Raw genomic sequence first — 18,435 nt, forward strand, 5'->3', positions numbered from 1 at the left:
GGCGCTCTCAGGGGCGCGTACGTCCAGGAGGGGGGCCGTGCGCCAGGCCGGGTCAGCCCGGGGGCTGCTCCGGTGGCCGGAAGCCCAGCGTGGGGACCGCCCGCCGTGGCGGAGCCGACGCCGCGCACCCGGCGAGGATCCGTTCGAGGAAGGCATAGCGCGTGCGGTGCGGCCCGCGCGCGCCCACGCCGCGCCACCAGGCGGCGATCTCGGGCCAGCCGGGCGCGGACAGCGAGCCGCCGAACTCCTGCACGGACAGCGCGGCGGTCAGCCCCGCGAAGGCGAGCCGGTCGGCGAGCGGCCAGCCCGCCAGGCTGCCGGTGACGAAACCGGCGACGAAGACGTCCCCCGCACCGGTCGTGTCCAGCGCCTCCACGGCCACCCCGGGCACGTGGGCCGCCTCTCCGGTACGGGCGTCGACGGCGTACGCCCCCTCGGCACCCAGCGTCACCACGACGAGCGGCACGTACTGAGCGAGGGCGTGCGCGGCGGCGCGCGGGCACTCGGTGCCGGTGTAGCGCATCGCCTCGACCGCGTTCGGCAGGAACGCCTCGCAGTGGGGCAGCTCGGCCAGCGCCGCGAGGTCCCAGCGGCCGGTCTCGTCCCAGCCGACGTCCGCGAAGATCCGGCTCCCGCGCCGCGCCGCCGCCGCGATCCACTCCTGGGCGCGGCCGGGGACCAGCGACGACACGCACGCGGCGGAGGGCGGCGGGCACTCCGGCGCCTCCGGGTCGTAGGCACCGCCGTGCGACCCCGCGCCCTCCGGGGCCCCCGCCTTCCGCGGCGGCGCCTCGTGCCCGTGCGAGATCATCGTCCGCTCGCCCTCGTACGCCATCGAGACGGTGACGGGCGAGTGCCAGCCGGGCACGGTGTGGGACAGCGACAGGTCGATGCCCTCGCCGGCTTCCAGCTCCTCCCGGCAGTAGTCGCCGTACATGTCGTCGCCGAACGCCGCGGCGAGCGACGTACGGAGCCCCAGCCGGGCGAGCGCGGTGGCCATGTTGGCGATGCCGCCGGGGGAGGAACCCATGCCCCGCGCCCACGACTCGGTGCCGCGCACCGGAGCCGAGTCGAGCCCGGTGAAGATGATGTCGAGGAAGACCGTCCCCGTCAGATACACGTCCCGGGAAGGCCCGTCCGGCGCGCGCCTCGCGGCCAGGGGATCGAGCAACGGCCGCGAGAGCGCGGCCCGGGGCGCCTGCCACGGATGCGTGAGCCCACCCCCGGTCGCCCCCGCGCCCCGCGCCGGCGGCTGCTCACCGCAGGGCGGCGCCTGTCCGTCGCGGGGCGGCGCCTGTCCGCCGTCGGGGGCCGGTCGCCCCGGGTGGGGCGGCGTCGGCTCGCGGCTGGAGACCGGCTGTTCGCCGCCGGAGGCCGGGTGCCCGCCGCCGGGCACCGACTGTGGGCGGCCGTGCGCCGGTCCACGGGCGTGCGCGGGGTCACGGACGGGCTCCGGCCGCTCACCGTCGGGCACCGACGCGGGGCCGGGCACCGGCTCGTCGCCCGGCGCCGGCTGCTCAGGCCGGCGCGCGCCCGCTCGCGTCCGGGGCGGCTGCGGGCCGTCGGAGCCCGGCTGTCCGGGCAGCGGCGGCCGGTCGTGGCCGCCTGATGCCGACGGGCCGGACTCGGGGCTCCTGCGCGTGCTCACCGTGCTCACCGTGCCTTCTCCGTCAACTCACCGTCCCCGTCCCGCCATGGCGCGGAACGCCCGCCACGGGCCGGGCCGCTCGCGAGGGCGGGAAGCGCCCGCCACGAAGGCCGAACGCCCCCGTGGCGCCGCACGCCCGCCGCCATGCGGAACGCCCGCCGCAGCGTGCCACCGACGATAGTGCCTGCGTACCCGCGCCGACGCCCCGGCGCGGGACGGGCTCTCCAGGGCGCCGGTGCTCGCGCCCCGGGGCCGCGCGCGCTGCTTCACACCCAGTCGCGGGGGTGTCCAGGCGGCGTGACGCGGGACGGCGCGGACGCTCGCGCGGGAGGGGCCGGCCTCAGGGCCGTGTCGCGCAGGGCGACGGCCGGCGGGTGGGCGAGTTGCCCGCCCATCCGGCCGGCACGGCGCGTGCCACCGGCCGGCTGCGGGGGCGCTCCGCGTCGTGGCGGGCCGGCGCCGACGCGACGGTGGGCTCGGTGGCGAGCGCGGTGACGAGGGTGACCGCGTCCTCCGGCGCCGGGCGGACCCGCCGTCGCCCGCGCGGTTTTTGCCCACTGTTGAATCTCCGCGCGTAGATAAGGACTTGGCGGCACTGCTACGGTCCCGGGGTTCCTCAAGCCCCCGCCTTCTCTGGAGCCGGTATGTCCCGTCGGTCCGTCCGCACCGTCCTGCCTCTCGTGGCCGTCGCAGCCCTCGCCGGTACGGCGTTCTTCGGGGTCGGTCAGGCCACCGCGGAGCACGCGGTGCCCAGGAGCGACAAGGAGATTCCCAACCTCGACCAGGTGAAGACGAAGATCGAGGCGTACTACGGCGACATCGAGACGGAGGACGGCGAGCACTACGCCTCTCCGCGCGGCAACTACGCCAAGCAGACGCGCGGTATCGCGGCGAAGGCCCGTAAGGACATCGAGCGGGACCTGCGCGGGCACGGGCACCACCGGGGCGGTCACCGGGGCGGGAAGCCGGCCATCGTCCTGGACGTGGACGACACCACGCTGCTGACCTACAACTTCGAGCGCCGCATCGGCTACAACTTCAGCACCGAGGCGCAGGACGACTACCTGCGAACCGAGGACATGGCGCCGGTCTTCGGCATGCGCAAGCTCGTCAACTGGGCCCACGGCAAGGGGGTCACCGTCTTCCTGGTGACCGGGCGCGCGGAGTACCAGCGGGACTGGAGCGTGCGGAACCTGGAGAAGGCGGGGTACGACATGCCCGTCGACAAGGAGCACTTCTTCCTCAAGGACGAGAAGAACCCGCCCGCCTACCTGGAGTGCGGAAGCGACTGCACGACGGTCGAGTACAAGTCGGGCACCCGCGCCCACATCGAGGACCAGGGGTACGACATCCTCGCCAACTTCGGGGACCAGTACAGCGACCTCGCGGGCGGTCACGCCGCCCGCGAGGTCAAGCTGCCGAACCCGATGTACTACCTCCCGTAGCGGAGCCGCCGCGGCCCGCCCGCGGGGTCAGGCTCCTTCCTTGAGGACCTTTCTCACCAGCGCGGCCTGCGCCTCGGTGAGTTTGGGGTCGGCGAAGTGGGCGGTGCCGTGGGCACCGCCCTCGACGTCGAGCTCGTAGTGGAACCCGTCGGGTACCCCCATGGGGGCCTCGCTGAGTCCCTCACGCAGTGCCCGGTCGGCCAGGGAGGCGACCTCGTCGGCGTCGGGCCGTCCGGTGGTCTCGAGGGTGGCCCGGCGGGTGAGTCCGCCGAAGCCACCCGTGCGGATGACGGTGATACGCATGCTTCCATCTTCCCGGCCATCCGGCCGCACGTTAAGGCTTGGGCGGCCGGCTTTACGAACGCGTGGTCAGGCTCCTTCCACACCCACCTCGGACCAGCACTTGCGTACCGCCTCCAACTCGTCGCTGCCGTCGCCGTAGCGGGACTTGGCGGCCTCGGCGGTCGCCTTGGCGAAGGCGGCGAAGTCGGTGTCGGCCTTCAGGGTGCCGCCGGTGAGGGTGTCGTACCAGATCTGTCCCGCCCGCTCCCAGGCGTTGCCGCCCAGGTCGACGGCCAGCTTGTAGAAGGCGTGGTTGGGGATGCCGGAGTTGATGTGCACCCCGCCGTTGTCCGAGCTGGTGTTCACGTAGTCGTCCATGGTCGCCGGCTGCGGGTCCTTGCCCAGGACGTCGTCGTCGTACGCGGTGCCGGGCGCCTTCATCGAGCGCAGCGCCTCGCCCTCGACCTGGTCGGTGAACAGCCCCGAGCCGATCAGCCAGTCGGCCTCCTGGGTGCTCTGGCCGAGGCTGTGCTGCTTGATCAGGGAGCCGAACACGTCGGAGACCGACTCGTTGAGCGCCCCGGACTGGCCGAGGTACTCCAGGTTGGCGGTGTACTGGGTCACCCCGTGAGTCAGCTCGTGGCCGATGACGTCGACGGGCAGCGTGAAGTCGCGGAAGACCTCCCCGTCGCCGTCGCCGAAGACCATCTGCTCGCCGTCCCAGAAGGCGTTGTTGTACTCCTCGCCGTAGTGGACGCTGGCGGTCAGCGGCAGGCCGGCGCCGTCGATGGACCAGCGGTCGTAGACGCTGAGGTAGAGCTCGAAGGTGGCGCCCAGTGCGGCGTAGGCGCGGTTGACGGAGGCGTCCTGGGAGGGCGCGGCGCCCTCCTCGCGGACCTTGGTGCCGGGGAGCTGCTGGGTGTGCTCCGCGTCGTAGATGGTGCGCTGCGGCTTCCGCTCGGCGGGGTCGACGTCGGCTGCGGAACGCGCCGCCGCGAGCAGTCCGTTACGCACGGTAGTGATCTGGCGTCGGGTGCGCTGGGTCGCGTCCAGCTCCAGGGTGCGCCGGGCGGGCCGTGAGAAGAGGTCGTCGCCGTGGATCGATACCTGGTCGAGGAGGTGTGGGGGCACGATCGTGCAGAAGACGGGGTGGGTCTGCGGGGAGCGCGCGCGGTGTGACTTCATAGAAAGCAATGTGGCACTGAGTCACCATCCTGTCACCACTGGCTGCCATGATTTCCCGCGAAATGGTGGTGAACGGGACGCTGAAACGTCCCTTTCGCGCCTGTGGCGCCGCTGCTCTCCGGTATCCCGCATGGTGATACGCCTCTGTGGGCACGGCGGGCCTCCGTTATGCTGCTGACATCATGCGTTTCGGGCTGCTTCTTCTTAGCTGCCGCGGCGAGGGTCTGTAGCCACCGCAAGGCCGACCCCCTCCCCGCGGAGTTCGATGCTGTCGTCGGTCCTTACGAAACCTTCGCCTCTTGCCCGCGAACGCGTCCCCGTCCGAGCCTCATCACCTCGGCGGACCCTGCGGGCGGCGAGACATCCGCAGGAGCCTTCGCGTCATGACATCCCAAGCCGACCAGGACACTCGGGCAGACGGTTCACCGCGCTCGCCCATCAGCCGCGCCACCCCGATCACCGCCGCCTCGGTACGCCAGCGCCCCTCCGGCATGCCGGTCCACAAGTACGGGCAGTACGAGGCCGTCGACATCCCCGACCGCACCTGGCCGGGCAACCGGATCACCAGGGCGCCCCGCTGGCTGTCGACCGACCTGCGCGACGGCAACCAGGCGCTGATCGACCCGATGTCCCCGGCCCGCAAGCGCGAGATGTTCGACCTGCTGGTGCGCATGGGCTACAAGGAGATCGAGGTCGGATTCCCCTCCTCGGGCCAGACGGACTTCGACTTCGTGCGCTCCATCATCGAGGAGGGCGCGATCCCCGAGGACGTGACGATCTCCGTCCTCACCCAGGCCCGTGAGGAGCTGATCGAGCGCACCGTCGAGTCGCTCAAGGGCGCCCACCACGCCACCGTCCACCTGTACAACGCGACGGCCCCCGTCTTCCGCGAGGTCGTCTTCCGCGGCACCCGCGACCAGGTCAAGCAGATCGCCGTGGACGGCACCCGGCTGGTGCTGGAGTACGCCGAGAAGCTGCTGGACGACCGCACCGTCTTCGGCTACCAGTACAGCCCCGAGATCTTCACCGACACCGAGCTGGACTTCGCGCTGGAGGTCTGCGAGGGCGTCATGGACGTGTGGCAGCCGGAGGAGGGCCGCGAGATCATCCTCAACCTGCCCGCCACCGTCGAGCGCTCCACGCCCAGCACCCACGCCGACCGGTTCGAGTGGATGGGCCGCCACCTGTCGCGGCGCGAGCACGTCTGCCTGTCCGTGCACCCGCACAACGACCGCGGCACCGCCGTGGCCGCCGCCGAGCTGGCCGTGATGGCGGGCGCCGACCGCGTCGAGGGGTGCCTGTTCGGGCAGGGCGAGCGCACCGGCAACGTCGACCTGGTGACCCTGGGGATGAACCTGCTCAGCCAGGGCGTCGACCCGATGATCGACTTCTCGCAGATCGACGAGATCCGCCGCACCTACGAGTACTGCAACCAGATGGAGGTCCACCCGCGCCACCCGTACGTGGGCGACCTGGTCTACACGGCCTTCTCCGGCTCCCACCAGGACGCCATCAAGAAGGGCTTCGAGGCCATGGAGGCCCGCGCGGCGCAGGCGGGCAAGACGGTGGACGACATCGAGTGGGCCGTCCCCTACCTGCCCATCGACCCCAAGGACGTGGGCCGCTCCTACGAGGCCGTCATCCGGGTCAACTCGCAGTCGGGCAAGGGCGGCATCGCCTACGTGCTCAAGGGGGAGCACAGCCTGGACCTGCCGCGCCGCATGCAGGTGGAGTTCTCCCGGATCATCCAGGAGAAGACCGACGCGGACGGCGGCGAGGTGACCCCCGGCGACATCTGGGAGGTCTTCCAGGACGAGTACCTGCCCACGCCCGAGAAGAGCTGGGGCCGCATCGCGCTGCGCGGTGCGCAGACGTCCGCGACGAGCGAGGGCGCCGACGCGCTCACCGTCGAAGCCGTCGTGGACGGCGAACCGGTGACCCTCAGCGGTACCGGCAACGGCCCGCTGGCCGCCTTCTTCGACGCGCTGCACGCGCTGGACGTGGACGTGCGGCTGCTCGACTACGTGGAGCACACCATGAGCGAGGGCGTCGGTGCCCAGGCCGCCGCCTACATCGAGTGCGCCATCGACGGGCAGGTGCTGTGGGGCGTGGGCATCGACGCCAACATCGTGCGCGCTTCGATCAAGGCAGCCGTCTCGGCGGTCAACCGCGCCTACCGCTGAGGGTGATGCGGCCGAAACCCCTGCTGGGAGCCGCTTGTCGGCTCCCGGCAGGGGACCGGGCCGCCGCCTCGGCAGCGGCCGAAAACCGCGGCGCGGGAGCGAATCGTCGGCCGTGGGGCTGACTCCACCGCACGACTGTGGTTAACATCACGTCCATCCGGCGACGTTGCCGAATCGTGATGGAGGTGCGAGGCCATGCGCCAACGACCCTTCCGTGTACGTCTCGCAGGGGTCCGCACGAGCTGGCGCACCCTCGAAGACGGCGACTTCTTCTGCCCCGGCTGCGGAGGTGACCGCCGCTACCGCAGACGCACGGGCAGGCGCCGCTTCGTGCTCCTGGGCGTCCCGCTGATCCCCCGCGGGCCGGCCGGGCCCGTCGTCGAATGCGTCGCCTGCCGCGGCCACTTCGCCGTCGGCGCGCTCGACCACCCCACCACGGACCGGCTCGCCACCATGCTCCGCGAGGCCGTGCACAGCGTGGCGCTGGCCGTGCTGGCCGCCGGCGGCGCCCAGGCGCGTGCCGTGCGCGAGACGGCGGTGGAGACGGTGCGCGCGGCCGGCTTCCCCGGCTGCCGCGAGGAAGAGCTGATGACGCTGCTCGCCGCGCTCACGCAAGAGAGCGGTCCAGGCGATCCCACCCCGGTGTCCCGGGAGATCGAACTGCACGAGGTGCTCGCCCCGCTCGCCCCGCACCTGGCCGTGCCGGGCCGCGAGAGCCTGCTGCTCCAAGGCGCGCGGATCGCGCTCGCCGACGGGGTGTACTGCGCGGCCGAGCGCGACGTGCTCACCACCGTCGGGCAGGCCCTGCGGATCGGCACGCAGGACGTGGACCGGCTGCTCGCCCAGGCGCACACCCCCTCCTGACCCCGCCGCGGCACGGGGCCCCGTCCCGCCGGGCGGGACGCCAACACCGTTGTTACGCACGAGTATTGACGGGTGCACGCCCGCGCTGATGAGTTGGCCGTATGACGAGCCATCAGCCGCTGCCTGCCTTTCCCGACGGGTTCCTGTGGGGTACGTCGACCTCCGCTTTCCAGATCGAGGGGGGCGCGGAGGCGGACGGGCGGGGCCCCTCCGCCTGGGACGCCTTCACCCGGCAGCCGGGCCGGATCAAGGACGGCAGCGACGCCGCCGTCGCCACCGACCACTACCACCGGTGGCGCGAGGACGTCGCACTCCTGCGGGAGCTGGGCGTGGGCGCCTACCGGTTCTCCGTCTCCTGGCCCCGCGTCCTGCCCGCCGGCAAGGGAGCGGTCAACGCGCCGGGGCTCGACTTCTACGACGCGCTCGTCGACGCGCTGTGCGCCGCGGGCATCGAGCCGGTGCCCACCCTCTTCCACTGGGACACGCCGCTGCCACTGGAGGAGCGCGGCGGCTGGCTGGAGCGGGACACCGCACAGCGGTTCGCCGACTACGCCGACGTGGTCGCCGCCCGCCTCGCCGACCGCGTCACCCGCTGGATCACGCTCAACGAACCCGCCGAGCTCACCCTCCTCGGCTACGGCCTCGGCGAACACGCACCCGGCAAGAGGCTGCTGTTCGACGCGCTGCCCGCCGCCCACCACCAACTGCTCGGCCACGGCCTCGCCGCCCGCGCGCTGCGCGCCCGCGGCGTGCGCTCCCTCGGCGTCGCCAACTCGCACGGGCCCGTCTGGCCGGTGTCCTCCAGCGAGGAGGACACCGGCGCGGCGGCGCTCTACGACCTGCTCACCAACCGGCTGTTCACCGAACCGCTGCTGCTGGGCCGCTACCCCGACGAAGGGCTGGCCGCCATGCTGCCGGGACCCGTCGCCGACGACCTCGACCTGATCGGCGGCTCCCTGGACTGGTACGGCGTCAACTACTACCAGCCCACCCTCGTGGGCGCCCCCGACCCGCACACCCAGGCGGACGAGTTCGCCGGCATCGGCATGCCCGCCGAACTGCCCTTCGGCATCAGGGAGATACCCGGCAAGGAGCGCACCGGATTCGGATGGGCCGTTGTCCCCGAAGGGCTCGGCGAAACCCTGCGGACCCTGCGCGAGAGGTACGGCGAGCGACTGCCTCCCGTCCTCGTCACGGAGAACGGCTGCGCCTACCCCGAACCGGTGGCCGACACCCGCAGGATCGCCTTCCACGACGCACACCTGCGCGAGCTGCACGCGGCCCTCGAAGAGGGAGCCGACGTCCGCGGCTACTTCGTCTGGTCGCTGCTGGACAACTTCGAGTGGGCCGAAGGGTACGAGCAGCGCTTCGGGCTCGTCCACGTCGACTACGCGACGGGCCGCCGCACACCCAAGGACTCCTTCCGCTGGCTGCGGGACGCGCTGCGCGCCCAGCGCCCACCGGGGCGTGAGGCCGGCCGGTGACGGTCGTCCCCCCTTTGTCCGGAGCGGCCGGCGGCCCCGCCGGCCCCGCCGCCGGGCCCCTCGCCGAGCCCACCGCGCCGGTCACCCCGCGCTGGACGACAGCGCTCTCCCTGGCCAACGGCTCGGTATGGGTGGGCTGGTACGGGCCCCTCCAGGTGCTCCTCGCCCTCCAGGCGGCCGAACTGGCCCCCGCGGGGTGGGGCAAGGAGTCCGTACTGGCCTGGGTGACGGGCATCGGCGCCGCCGTCTCCCTGGCCGCCAACCCCCTCTTCGGCGCCCTCTCCGACCGCACCACCTCCCGCTGGGGGCGGCGCATCCCGTGGATCGTCGCGGGCGCGGCCGGCGGCGGCGCGGGCCTGGTGGTCCTCGCGCTCGCGCGGAACATGACGGCGATGGTGCTGGGCTGGTGCCTGGTACAGCTCGCGCTCAACGCCACCTTCGCCGCCCTGGTCGCCGCCGTGCCCGACCGGGTACCGGTCGGGCAGCGCGGCGCCGTCGGCGGCTGGCTGGGCGTCTCCCAGACCCTCGGCGTCGTCCTCGGCACCGGCCTGGCCATGGCCGCGGGCGGCCTCACCGCCGGCTACCTGGCCTGCGCGCTGTTCACCGTGCTCGCCGTAGGCCCGTACGTGCTGCTGCGCCAGGACACACCGCTGCCGCCCGCGCTGCGGCCCGCGTTCACCTGGCGGGGGTTCACCCGCGGCTTCTGGATCAGCCCGCGCGCCCACCCCGACTTCGGCTGGGCCTGGCTGACCCGCTTCCTGGTCAACCTCGGCAACGCGCTGGCACTGCTGTACCTGCTGTACTACCTGCGCGACGAACTGCACGTCGCCGCCCCCGGGGACGGGGTCCTCGTCCTGACCGCCGTCAACGCCGCGCTGCTGCTGGCCACCGTCGTGGCCGGCGGCCTCTGGTCCGACCGCGCGGGGCGGCGCAAACCCTTCGTCCTGTGGGCCGGCGTCGTGATGGCCGCCGCCGCGGCGCTGCTGGCCTGCTGGCAGACCTGGACGGGAGCCCTGTGCGCGGCCGCCCTGCTCGGTGTCGGCTTCGGCGTCTTCACCTCCGTCGACTTCGCCCTCATGGCGGACGTGCTGCCCGCCGCCCTCGACCGCGGCAAGGACCTGGGCGTCATCAACATCGCCAACTCCCTGCCCCAGGTCGCAGCCCCCGCGCTGGCCGCACCCCTGGTCACCCACGCGGGCGGCTACCCGACCCTCTACCTCACCTCCGCCGCCATCGGCCTCGCCGGCGCCCTCCTGGTGCTCCGCATCCGCGGAGTCCGCTAGGGAGTGTCTTCAAAGTAGCGGCGTCCGCCCGGAGGGCGGGCCTGGCGGTGTCTGGTGCGTGCGCTCGCAAGGCGGAGGAGGGAGTCCCTGCGTGGGGGCACCTCCCGGGGCGAGCGAAGCCGAGCCCTGGGGGAAGCGGCGACCGACGACAACGCCGCGAGCGTGCGTGCCAGGCGCCGCCAGGCAGGCGGGACTTTGAAGACACGACCTAGCCCCGCCGGCCGCGGACGGCACCCCCGGCTGCCCCAACCCTCGCGGCCTGGCGCAGGATTGGGCGTGTGCGGATGCCACGGGACCCGATGAACACCGTCATGGACCGCGTCCTGCGGCCCCGGAGCCCCTCGGTGCCCGTCGCCCGGAACGACCTGCTGCTCGCGCTGGGCATGTGCCTGGCCCAGACCGCCATGGCAGCGGGCGCGCCGCCCTCCGACGGGCACACCCCCACGGCGGCGGGCTGGGCGCTGCTCACCTGCTCCGGCGCCGTCCTCGCCCTGAGGCGCAGGGCGCCGTGGCTGACCGTCGCCGTGATCATCGCGTGTGTCGGCCCCTACCACGCCCAGGACTTCTCCCACTCGGCGGCGGTACCCGCGGCCCTCGTCGCCCTGTACTCCATGGCCGCCGCCGGACCCCCGTGGCGCACCTTCACCACGCTCGGCGTACTCGTCGGCATCATGGCGACGGTGATGGGCGGCCTCGGCGCCACCCGCCAACTGGGCGAGATGCTGCGCTCCTCCGGGTGGCTGGTGGTGTGCGTCCTGGTCGGTGAAGCCATCCGCATCCACCGCAACTACGTCGCCGCCGTGGTCGAGCGCGCCGAGAGGGCCGAGCGCACCCGCGAGGAGGAAGCCGCGCGCCGCGTCGTCCAGGAACGGCTGCGCATCGCACGCGACCTGCACGACCTGCTCGCCCACAGCATCACCCTGATCGGCGTGCAGACCTCGGTGGCCGCACACGTGCTCGTCGCCGACCCCGACCGGCTCGACCGCGAAGCCGTCGCCAAGGCGCTCGACGGCATCTATGACACCTGCCGCGGTGCCCGCACGGAACTCAGGACCACGCTGGAGGTGCTGCGCGCCGGCGACGCCGACGGCAGGGAACCGCTGCCGGGACTGTCCTCACTGCCCGATCTGGCACGGGCGGCGTGCGACGCGGGCGCCCACGTCGAACTGTCCGTGACCCGCGGCGCGTACGACCTCGCGCCCGAGCCCGCGGTCGGAGCCGCCGCCTACCGCATCGTCCAGGAGGCACTGACCAACGCCGTACGCCACGCCGGGGCCTCCGTCGGCGTGCGGGCCGCGGTGGAGAGCGCCGGCTCCGCGCTGCGGGTGAGCGTCGTCGACGACGGCGGCGCCGCGGGCACCCGGGCAGCCGCCACCGAACAGGCCGGGGACGGGGGAGGGTTCGGCATCGTCGGCATGCGGGAGCGGGCCCGCAGCGTCGGCGGCACCCTCGAAGCCAGGCCACGCACCGGCGGCGCCGGATTCGCGGTGACCGCCCTGCTGCCCGCGCGGCTCACCCCCTCCCCGCCCCCCTCTCCGTCCACCGACCACGCCCTTGGGAGGAAGGAACCTCGATGAGCGGCCAGACACACGCCTCGGCGAGTGCGTCGGCGAGCGCCTCGACGAGCGCGTCGGCGAGTGGGAGAACGCCGGACGCACCGCGCGGCGCCGGCACCCCCCTGCGGATCGTCCTCGCCGACGACCAGACACTCGTGCGCTCCGCCTTCGCCATGCTCATCGCCTCAGCGCCGGGCATGACCGTCGTCGGGGAGGCCGGCACGGGACGCGAGGCCGTCGCGCTGGCCAGGTCGGCACACGCCGACCTGGTCGTCATGGACATCCGCATGCCCGATCTGGACGGCATCGAGGCCACCCGGCTGATCGCCGCCGCCGGCGACCTCGACCAGGTCAAGGTCCTCGTCCTGACGACGTACGACACCGACGAGCACGTCGTCGAGGCCCTGCGCGCCGGGGCCTCCGGCTTCCTCGTCAAGGACACCAGGCCCGCCGAGTTGCTCGACGCGATCCGCACCGTCGCCGCAGGCGACTCCCTCCTGTCGCCGGGGCCCACGGCCCGGCTGATCGCCCGCGTGCTGCGCACACCGGAGCCCGGCGACAGTGCGGACCGCGCCGAGCCCGCCCCCGGCGCATTGGACGTGCTCTCCGCACGGGAACGCGAGGTCCTCGCCCTGGTGGCGCGCGGCCACAACAACGCCGAGATCGCCCACGCCCTCGCCCTGTCCCCCCTGACGGCCAAGACCCATGTGAGCCGCATCATGGGAAAGCTCTCCGTGCGCGACCGCGCACAACTGGTGATCGCCGCCTACGAATCGGGCCTCGTCACCCCGGGAGCCGCCCCACAGCCACCCGACTGACACCCCGGTACGGGACAATGGCCCCATGTGCTCTTCCCCGGACGCGGCGGTGGTCGTGTGAGCTTGTTCCGCGACGACGGGATTGTTCTGCGCACGCAGAAACTCGGCGAAGCCGACCGCATCATCACGTTGCTCACTCGGGGGCACGGGCGGGTGCGCGCGGTGGCGCGCGGGGTGCGGCGGACGAAGTCGAAGTTCGGGGCGCGGCTGGAGCCGTTCAGCCACGTGGACGTGCAGTTCTTCGCGCGGGGCAGCGATCTCGTGGGGCGCGGCCTGCCGCTGTGCACCCAGACGGAGACGATCGCCCCGTACGGCCGGGGCATCGTCGCGGACTACGACCGCTACACCGCGGGGACGGCCATGCTGGAGACGGCCGAGCGGTTCACCGACCACGAGGGCGAGCCGAACGTGCAGCAGTACCTGCTGCTGGTGGGCGGGCTGCGCACCCTCGCCTCCGGCGAGCACGGCGCGGACCTGGTGCTGGACGCCTTCTTGCTGCGCTCCCTGGCCATGGGCGGCTACGCCCCCAGCTTCGCGGACTGCGCCAAGTGCGGAATGCCCGGGCCCAACCGGTTCTTCTCGGTGGCCTCGGGCGGTGTGGTGTGCGGCGACTGCCGCGTCCCGGGCAGCGTCGTCCCGTCCCCGGAGGCGCTGCGGCTGCTGGGCGCCCTGCTGACGGGCGACTGGGAGACGGCGGACGCCGCCGAGCGGCGGCACTGCCGGGAGGGCTCGGGGCTGGTCTCGGCGTATCTGCACTGGCACCTGGAGCGGGGGCTGCGCTCCTTGCGGTACGTGCGGCAGGCGTCGAACGGTTAGGCTCGGGCGGGTCAGCTGCCCCTTGCCCGCCCGCTGGAGATGAGTACCGAATGGCACGCCGCGGAATGCTGTCCTGGTCGCAGCAGCGCGAGTACCAGGCGCCCGAGCCGCATCCGTCGGGGGCCAGGCCGCCCAAGATCCCGGGTGAGCTCGTCCCGGGGCATGTGGCGGTCGTCATGGACGGCAACGGCCGGTGGGCCAAGCAGCGGGGTCTGCCGCGCACGGAGGGGCACAAGGTCGGTGAGGGCGTCGTGATGGACGTCCTCAAGGGCTGCCTGGAGATGGGCGTCAAGAACCTGTCGCTGTACGCGTTCTCGACGGAGAACTGGAAGCGTTCACCGGAAGAGGTGCGCTTCTTGATGAACTTCAACCGGGACGTGATCCGCCGGCGCCGCGACGAGATGGACGCCCTGGGCATCCGCATCCGCTGGGTGGGCCGGATGCCGAAGCTGTGGAAGTCGGTCGTCCAGGAGTTGCAGGTCGCCCAGGAGCAGACCAGGGACAACGACGCGATGACGCTGTATTTCTGCGTCAACTACGGCGGCCGCGCCGAGGTCGCGGACGCGGCGCGTGCCATCGCCGAGGAGGTCGCCGCGGGCCGGCTCGACCCGTCGAAGGTCAACGAGAAGACGTTCGCGAAGTATCTGTACTACCGCGACATGCCGGACGTGGACCTCTTCCTGCGCCCCTCGGGGGAGCAGCGCACCTCCAACTACCTGATCTGGCAGAGCGCCTACGCGGAGATGGTCTACCAGGACGTGCTGTGGCCGGACTTCGACCGGCGCGACCTGTGGGCGGCCTGCCTGGAGTACGCCCAGCGCGACCGGCGCTTCGGCGGCGCCCTGCCGAACGAGGGCGGAGCGGCCGCGTCGGGCAAGCCCTGAGCGGGCGCCGCGGGCGGGGCTAGCCCGCGAAGTTCCAGGAGACCGTGCCGCCGGTGGTCACGAGGGTTGCCAGCACGATCAGGTCGGCGGCGCCGAGGGCGAGGCCGAGCAGGGCGCGGCGGGGCCTGGTGGTGTGGCGGGCCAGTGCCAGTCCGCCGAGGACCAGGGCGCAGGGGCCCAGGACGATGTTGAAGACCAGCAGTCCGACCAGGCCCATCACGAACGAGGCCACGGCCATGTCGTTCGCGTCGGCCCGGCGGGTGCGGCCCTTGGTCAGTGCGTGGGGGGTGGTGCTCGTCGTGCTCATGGTCGGCTCAGCTCCTTGGTCTGACGGGGCTCGGGCCGAGCGGCCCGGTGCCCCGGTGGCCGGTGTCTGCGGGACCCGGGGTCTTTGGGCCTCAGCTGTGTCGCCTGTGGCGGCGGTGGTGCTCGCGCACGGCGAAGACGAGCAGCCAGGCGGCGATGACCGCGGCTGCGGTCAGGCTCACGGCCGGCGGCAGGTGCGCGGGTGGGCCCACCAGGACGCCGAGCAGGAGGAACGCTGCGACGAGGAAGAGCATGTGTCCCTCTCTCCGAACGGGTACGGCAATTCCAGTGAACAAGTGTGGTGACAACTGTTCACTGAATCTGAGAGTACCCCATTGCGGCGTCCGGCACACAACTGTTTACTGAACCCATGAGCACCACCCCCTCGCAGCGGGACCTCCAGAAGGCCAGGACGCGCCGCGCCCTGCTCGACGCGGGCCTCGGTCTGCTCAAGGAGCAGAGCCTCAGCAGCCTCGGCCTGCGGGAGATCACCCGGGCCGTGGGCATCTCACCCGCGGCGTTCTACCGGCACTTCCGCGACGTCTCCGATCTCGGCGTCGCCCTCGTCGAGGAGTCGCTCGGCAGCCTGCACGAGGTGATACGGAGCGGGCTGACCGAGCACACCGAGGACGCCGAGCGCATCGACCACCTCGTCGGCGCCATCGCCGCCTACGTGCGGGCGCACCCCGAGCACATCCGGTTCGTGGCCAGCGAGCGGCACGGCGGGGTGGCCGCCGTCCGCACCGCCATCGCCGCCGAACTCGACCGCTTCGCCGCGGAGGTGGCCAGGCTGCTGGCCGAGGACGAGGTCTCCCGCGGCTGGAGCGCCGAGGACCTGCGCATGCTGGGGGAGACGTACGTCGACAACATGGTGATGACGGCCTCCGCGTTCCTGGAGGCCGCCCAGGGCGAGGGCCCCGCGTCCGAGACGGTCGCGCACACGGCCCGCCGCCAGCTCCGCCTCATCAGCCTGGGCCGCCGCCACTGGACGACGTCAGGACAGATCTCCGACGCGTGACCCCCGCTCCTGCCGCCGCCCGCCGCCCGCCGTCCCCGCTCGCCGGATCCGCGGGGCAGGCGGAGCGCTCGTCAGGCGGTACGCCTGCGGTACAGCGCCGCGCACGCCGGCAGGGTGACCGCGAGCAGTCCGCCGCACCACGCCAGGGCGAGCCAGGGGCTGTTGCCGGTCGGCTGGTCCAGCAGCAGCCCGCGCAGGGATTCGATGACGGGGGTCACCGGCTGGTTGTCGGCGAAGCCGTGCAGCCACGCCGGCATCGTCTCGACCGGCACGAAGGCACTGCTGGGGTAGGGCAGGAAGAGCATCACGAACGTGAAGCCGCTCGCTGCCTCCGGGGTCTTGGCCAGCAGGCCCGCCGCCGCGCCGAGCCAGGAGAGGGTGGTGATGTAGGCGAGCAGGATGCAGACGGCGGCCAGCCACTGGCCGGTCCCGGCGTGCGGGCGGAAGCCGATGGCGAAGGCGACGCCCAAAACGGCCGCCGTGGCCGCCGCGTTGCGGGCCACGCTGGCGGCCACGTGCCCGGCCAGTACGGCGGTGCTGCTGGTGTCCATCGAGCGGAAGCGGTCGATGATGCCGCCCGTCATGTCGTTCGAGACGGTGGTGGCCGTCATGGACGCGCCGTAGCCCGCGCACAGGATGAGCACGCCGGGTGCCACGTAGGTGACGTACTTTCCGGTGCTCGTCTCGATGGCGCCGCCGAAGAAGTAGACGAACACCAGCATCAGCAGCACCGGCAGCACCAGGGCCGTGATCACGGCGTCCGGGTTGCGGCGGGTCAGCCGGACGGACCGGCTCGCGAGGACGGCGTACTCACTCATGGGTCAGCTCCAAGAAGACGTCGTCGAGCGTGGCAGTGTGCAGGGCGAAGCGCTCCACCTCGGCGCGCGCGGGGTCCAGTTCGTCGAGCAGGGCCCGCACGTGCGCGGCGCTGCCGTCCGTCGCGACGCCCAGCAGCAGTTCCTCCGGCGCCTTGTGCAGCAGCCGCCCGGCCAGGCGCGCGGCCATCGCCTCGTACGCCTCGTGGCCCGCCATGGTCAGGTCGAGGCGCTGGGCCGCGACGGTCTTCTTCAGCTCGGCGGGGGAGCCCTCTGCGATCACACGGCCCCCGTCGAGCACGGCCACGCGGTCGGCGAGCCGGTCGGCCTCCTCCAGGTACTGCGTGGTGAGCAGGACGGTGACGCCGGCCGCCGTGAGCGCTCCGACCGCTTTCCACATCGTGCGGCGGCTGCGCGGGTCGAGCCCCGTGGTCGGCTCGTCGAGGAAGACCACCTCGGGGTCGCCGACGAGGCCCGCCGCGATGTCCAGCCGCCTCCGCATGCCGCCCGAGTAGGTGGCGACCCGGCGGCCCCGCGCCTCGGTGAGAGCGAACCGCTCCAGGAGCTGGTCGGCGCGGCGGGCGGCGGCCCTGCGTGAGTGGCCGCGCAGCGCCGCCATCATGCGCAGGTTCTCGCGCCCGGTCTGGTCCTCGTCGAGCGCCGCGTACTGCCCGGTCAGGCTGATGGCGCGGCGTACCCGCGACCGCTCGGTGACCACGTCGTGGCCCGCGACGCTCGCCTGTCCCGCGTCGGGGCGGGTCAGCGTGGCGAGGATGCGCACGGTGGTGGTCTTGCCCGCTCCGTTCGGCCCGAGCAGCGCGTAGACGCTGCCGCGCCGGACCCGCAGGTCCAGGTTTTCGAGTACGGACACGGAGCCGTACGCCTTGCTCAGCCCCCGGGCCTCGATCGCCCAGTCGGCTTCAGGGCGTGGTCGCGTGACAGTCACGGCAGGCCCCCCTCTCCTGTGTATCCCATACGCGCTACTGCGTATGCCGTATACGTTACAGCGTATGCTATACACGTCCCGGGGGTCAGGAAGCAAGCGGAAGGCGGGAAATGGCGAAGCAGCGCACCGCACAGAACGGTCTCCCGGCCGGAGTGGCAGCCGCCTGGGGCCTGCGCGAGCGCCCTGGCAGAGGCCCGGCGCGCGGTCTGGACGTGGCGCGGATCGTGCGGGCGGCCATCGCGGTCGCCGACGCCGAGGGGCTGGGCGCCGTGTCCATGAGCCGCGTCGCCACGGAGGTCGGCGTCTCCACGATGGCGCTCTACCGCTACGTCGAGGGCAAGAACGACCTGCTGATCCTCATGGAGGACGAAGCGGCCGGCACCCCGCCGCCCGGCCCCGGGCCCGGGGCCGGCTGGCGCGCGGGGCTGGAGCACTGGGCCCGGGCGCACCGGGACGTGCTCACCCGCCACCTGTGGATGGTCCGCATCCCGATCAGCACCCCGCCGCTGAGCCCCCACAGCGTGGAGTGGATGGAGCTGGCGCTGGGGTGCCTGCGCGGTACGGGGCTCGACGCGGAGGAGAAGCTGGGCGTGCTCATTACGCTCAACGGCTACGTCCGCAGCAGCGTCTCCCTGACCGCGGACATCGCCGAGGCGGCGCGCGGGGAGGGCGGCGCCGACTGGGAGGAACTGGAGCCCCGCTACTGGCGCCTGCTGACGCAGTTGACCGCGGCCGGTGACTTCCCCGCGATCAAGGAGATGTTCGCCTCGGGCGAGGTGGACACCGCCTTCGAGGAGGAGGGCGAGGGCAGCGCCGACTTCGAGTTCGGCCTGGCCCTGGTGCTGGACGGGACACAGGCCCTCATCGAACGCCGGGCGTGACCGGGCGCGAGGACCTGACGG

The 18,435-nt window shown here is 72.9% G+C and carries 18 protein-coding genes; 11 read left to right on the forward strand and 7 right to left on the reverse strand.

Going from position 1 to position 18,435, the window contains the following annotated elements; all coding sequences use genetic code 11:
• Positions 1-52 precede the first annotated feature (52 nt).
• Entirely contained in the window at positions 53-1,171 is a 1,119-nt protein-coding gene (locus DQ392_RS26865) for a carbohydrate kinase family protein (RefSeq protein WP_114018650.1), read from the reverse strand.
• 1,121 nt (positions 1,172-2,292) lie between these two features.
• Here DQ392_RS26865 and DQ392_RS26875 point away from each other — a divergent pair.
• The gene (locus tag DQ392_RS26875) at positions 2,293-3,093 is read left to right on the forward strand and encodes an HAD family acid phosphatase (RefSeq protein WP_114018288.1); all 801 of its coding nucleotides are present in this window, start codon (positions 2,293-2,295) and stop codon (positions 3,091-3,093) included.
• 27 nt (positions 3,094-3,120) lie between these two features.
• Here the strand turns inward: DQ392_RS26875 and DQ392_RS26880 are convergent, their stop codons facing one another.
• Both DQ392_RS26880 and DQ392_RS26885 read right to left on the reverse strand, forming a co-directional pair.
• Complete coding sequence (locus DQ392_RS26880; protein ID WP_114018289.1) at positions 3,121-3,396, reverse strand: protealysin inhibitor emfourin; 276 nt, start codon at positions 3,394-3,396, stop codon at positions 3,121-3,123.
• Between the two features lie 66 nt (positions 3,397-3,462).
• The gene (locus DQ392_RS26885) at positions 3,463-4,560 is read right to left on the reverse strand and encodes a M4 family metallopeptidase (RefSeq protein ID WP_114018290.1); all 1,098 of its coding nucleotides are present in this window, start codon (positions 4,558-4,560) and stop codon (positions 3,463-3,465) included.
• 383 nt (positions 4,561-4,943) lie between these two features.
• On the opposite strand from DQ392_RS26885, the gene leuA reads away from it, so the two are divergent.
• The 8 genes from leuA (at position 4,944) to DQ392_RS26930 (ending at position 14,448) form a co-directional block, all read left to right on the forward strand.
• Positions 4,944-6,743, forward strand: coding sequence for a 2-isopropylmalate synthase (gene leuA / locus DQ392_RS26890; RefSeq protein ID WP_245982017.1), 1,800 nt, complete (start codon positions 4,944-4,946; stop codon positions 6,741-6,743).
• 195 nt (positions 6,744-6,938) lie between these two features.
• Positions 6,939-7,607 (forward strand): TerB family tellurite resistance protein, encoded by a 669-nt coding sequence (locus tag DQ392_RS26895; RefSeq protein WP_114018291.1) that lies wholly within the window; start codon positions 6,939-6,941, stop codon positions 7,605-7,607.
• Between the two features lie 101 nt (positions 7,608-7,708).
• Complete coding sequence (locus DQ392_RS26900; protein WP_114018292.1) at positions 7,709-9,091, forward strand: GH1 family beta-glucosidase; 1,383 nt, start codon at positions 7,709-7,711, stop codon at positions 9,089-9,091.
• Complete coding sequence (locus DQ392_RS26905; RefSeq protein ID WP_245982020.1) at positions 9,088-10,374, forward strand: MFS transporter; 1,287 nt, start codon at positions 9,088-9,090, stop codon at positions 10,372-10,374. The genes DQ392_RS26900 and DQ392_RS26905 overlap by 4 nt, the downstream gene beginning before the upstream one ends.
• 284 nt (positions 10,375-10,658) lie before the next feature.
• A complete protein-coding gene (locus DQ392_RS26915) occupies positions 10,659-11,951 on the forward strand; it encodes a sensor histidine kinase (RefSeq protein ID WP_245982087.1) in 1,293 nt (430 codons plus the stop codon).
• The gene (locus tag DQ392_RS26920) at positions 11,948-12,748 is read left to right on the forward strand and encodes a response regulator (RefSeq protein ID WP_114018295.1); all 801 of its coding nucleotides are present in this window, start codon (positions 11,948-11,950) and stop codon (positions 12,746-12,748) included. The genes DQ392_RS26915 and DQ392_RS26920 overlap by 4 nt, the downstream gene beginning before the upstream one ends.
• Before the next feature lie 57 nt (positions 12,749-12,805).
• The gene (recO, locus tag DQ392_RS26925; protein ID WP_114018296.1) at positions 12,806-13,564 is read left to right on the forward strand and encodes a DNA repair protein RecO; all 759 of its coding nucleotides are present in this window, start codon (positions 12,806-12,808) and stop codon (positions 13,562-13,564) included.
• Positions 13,565-13,614: 50 nt separating this feature from the next.
• Positions 13,615-14,448, forward strand: a complete 834-nt coding sequence (locus DQ392_RS26930; RefSeq protein WP_114018297.1) for an isoprenyl transferase — start codon at positions 13,615-13,617, stop codon at positions 14,446-14,448.
• A gap of 19 nt (positions 14,449-14,467) precedes the next feature.
• On the opposite strand, the gene DQ392_RS26935 is transcribed toward DQ392_RS26930, so the two are convergent.
• A complete protein-coding gene (locus DQ392_RS26935; protein WP_114018298.1) occupies positions 14,468-14,755 on the reverse strand; it encodes a DUF4190 domain-containing protein in 288 nt (95 codons plus the stop codon).
• 91 nt (positions 14,756-14,846) lie between these two features.
• Positions 14,847-15,008: a hypothetical protein gene (locus DQ392_RS34600; RefSeq protein ID WP_181856597.1), complete on the reverse strand. Its 162-nt coding sequence runs from the start codon at positions 15,006-15,008 to the stop codon at positions 14,847-14,849.
• Between the two features lie 116 nt (positions 15,009-15,124).
• Between DQ392_RS34600 and DQ392_RS26940 the strand changes: the two genes are divergently transcribed.
• Positions 15,125-15,772, forward strand: a complete 648-nt coding sequence (locus tag DQ392_RS26940) for a TetR family transcriptional regulator (RefSeq protein ID WP_114018299.1) — start codon at positions 15,125-15,127, stop codon at positions 15,770-15,772.
• Positions 15,773-15,843: 71 nt separating this feature from the next.
• Here DQ392_RS26940 and DQ392_RS26945 read toward each other — a convergent pair whose 3' ends face one another.
• Together DQ392_RS26945 and DQ392_RS26950 are read right to left on the reverse strand one after the other, a co-directional pair.
• Positions 15,844-16,590 carry an ABC transporter permease gene (locus DQ392_RS26945; RefSeq protein WP_114018300.1) on the reverse strand — a complete coding sequence of 249 codons (747 nt, stop codon included), beginning with the start codon at positions 16,588-16,590 and terminating at the stop codon, positions 15,844-15,846.
• A complete protein-coding gene (locus tag DQ392_RS26950; RefSeq protein WP_114018301.1) occupies positions 16,583-17,533 on the reverse strand; it encodes an ATP-binding cassette domain-containing protein in 951 nt (316 codons plus the stop codon). The genes DQ392_RS26945 and DQ392_RS26950 overlap by 8 nt, the downstream gene beginning before the upstream one ends.
• 110 nt (positions 17,534-17,643) lie before the next feature.
• On the opposite strand from DQ392_RS26950, the gene DQ392_RS26955 reads away from it, so the two are divergent.
• Positions 17,644-18,414, forward strand: a complete 771-nt coding sequence (locus DQ392_RS26955) for a TetR/AcrR family transcriptional regulator (protein WP_114018302.1) — start codon at positions 17,644-17,646, stop codon at positions 18,412-18,414.
• Positions 18,415-18,435: the final 21 nt, after the last annotated feature.

The sequence above is a fragment of the Streptomyces reniochalinae genome, assembly GCF_003323735.1.
Classification (GTDB): domain Bacteria; phylum Actinomycetota; class Actinomycetes; order Streptomycetales; family Streptomycetaceae; genus Streptomyces; species Streptomyces reniochalinae.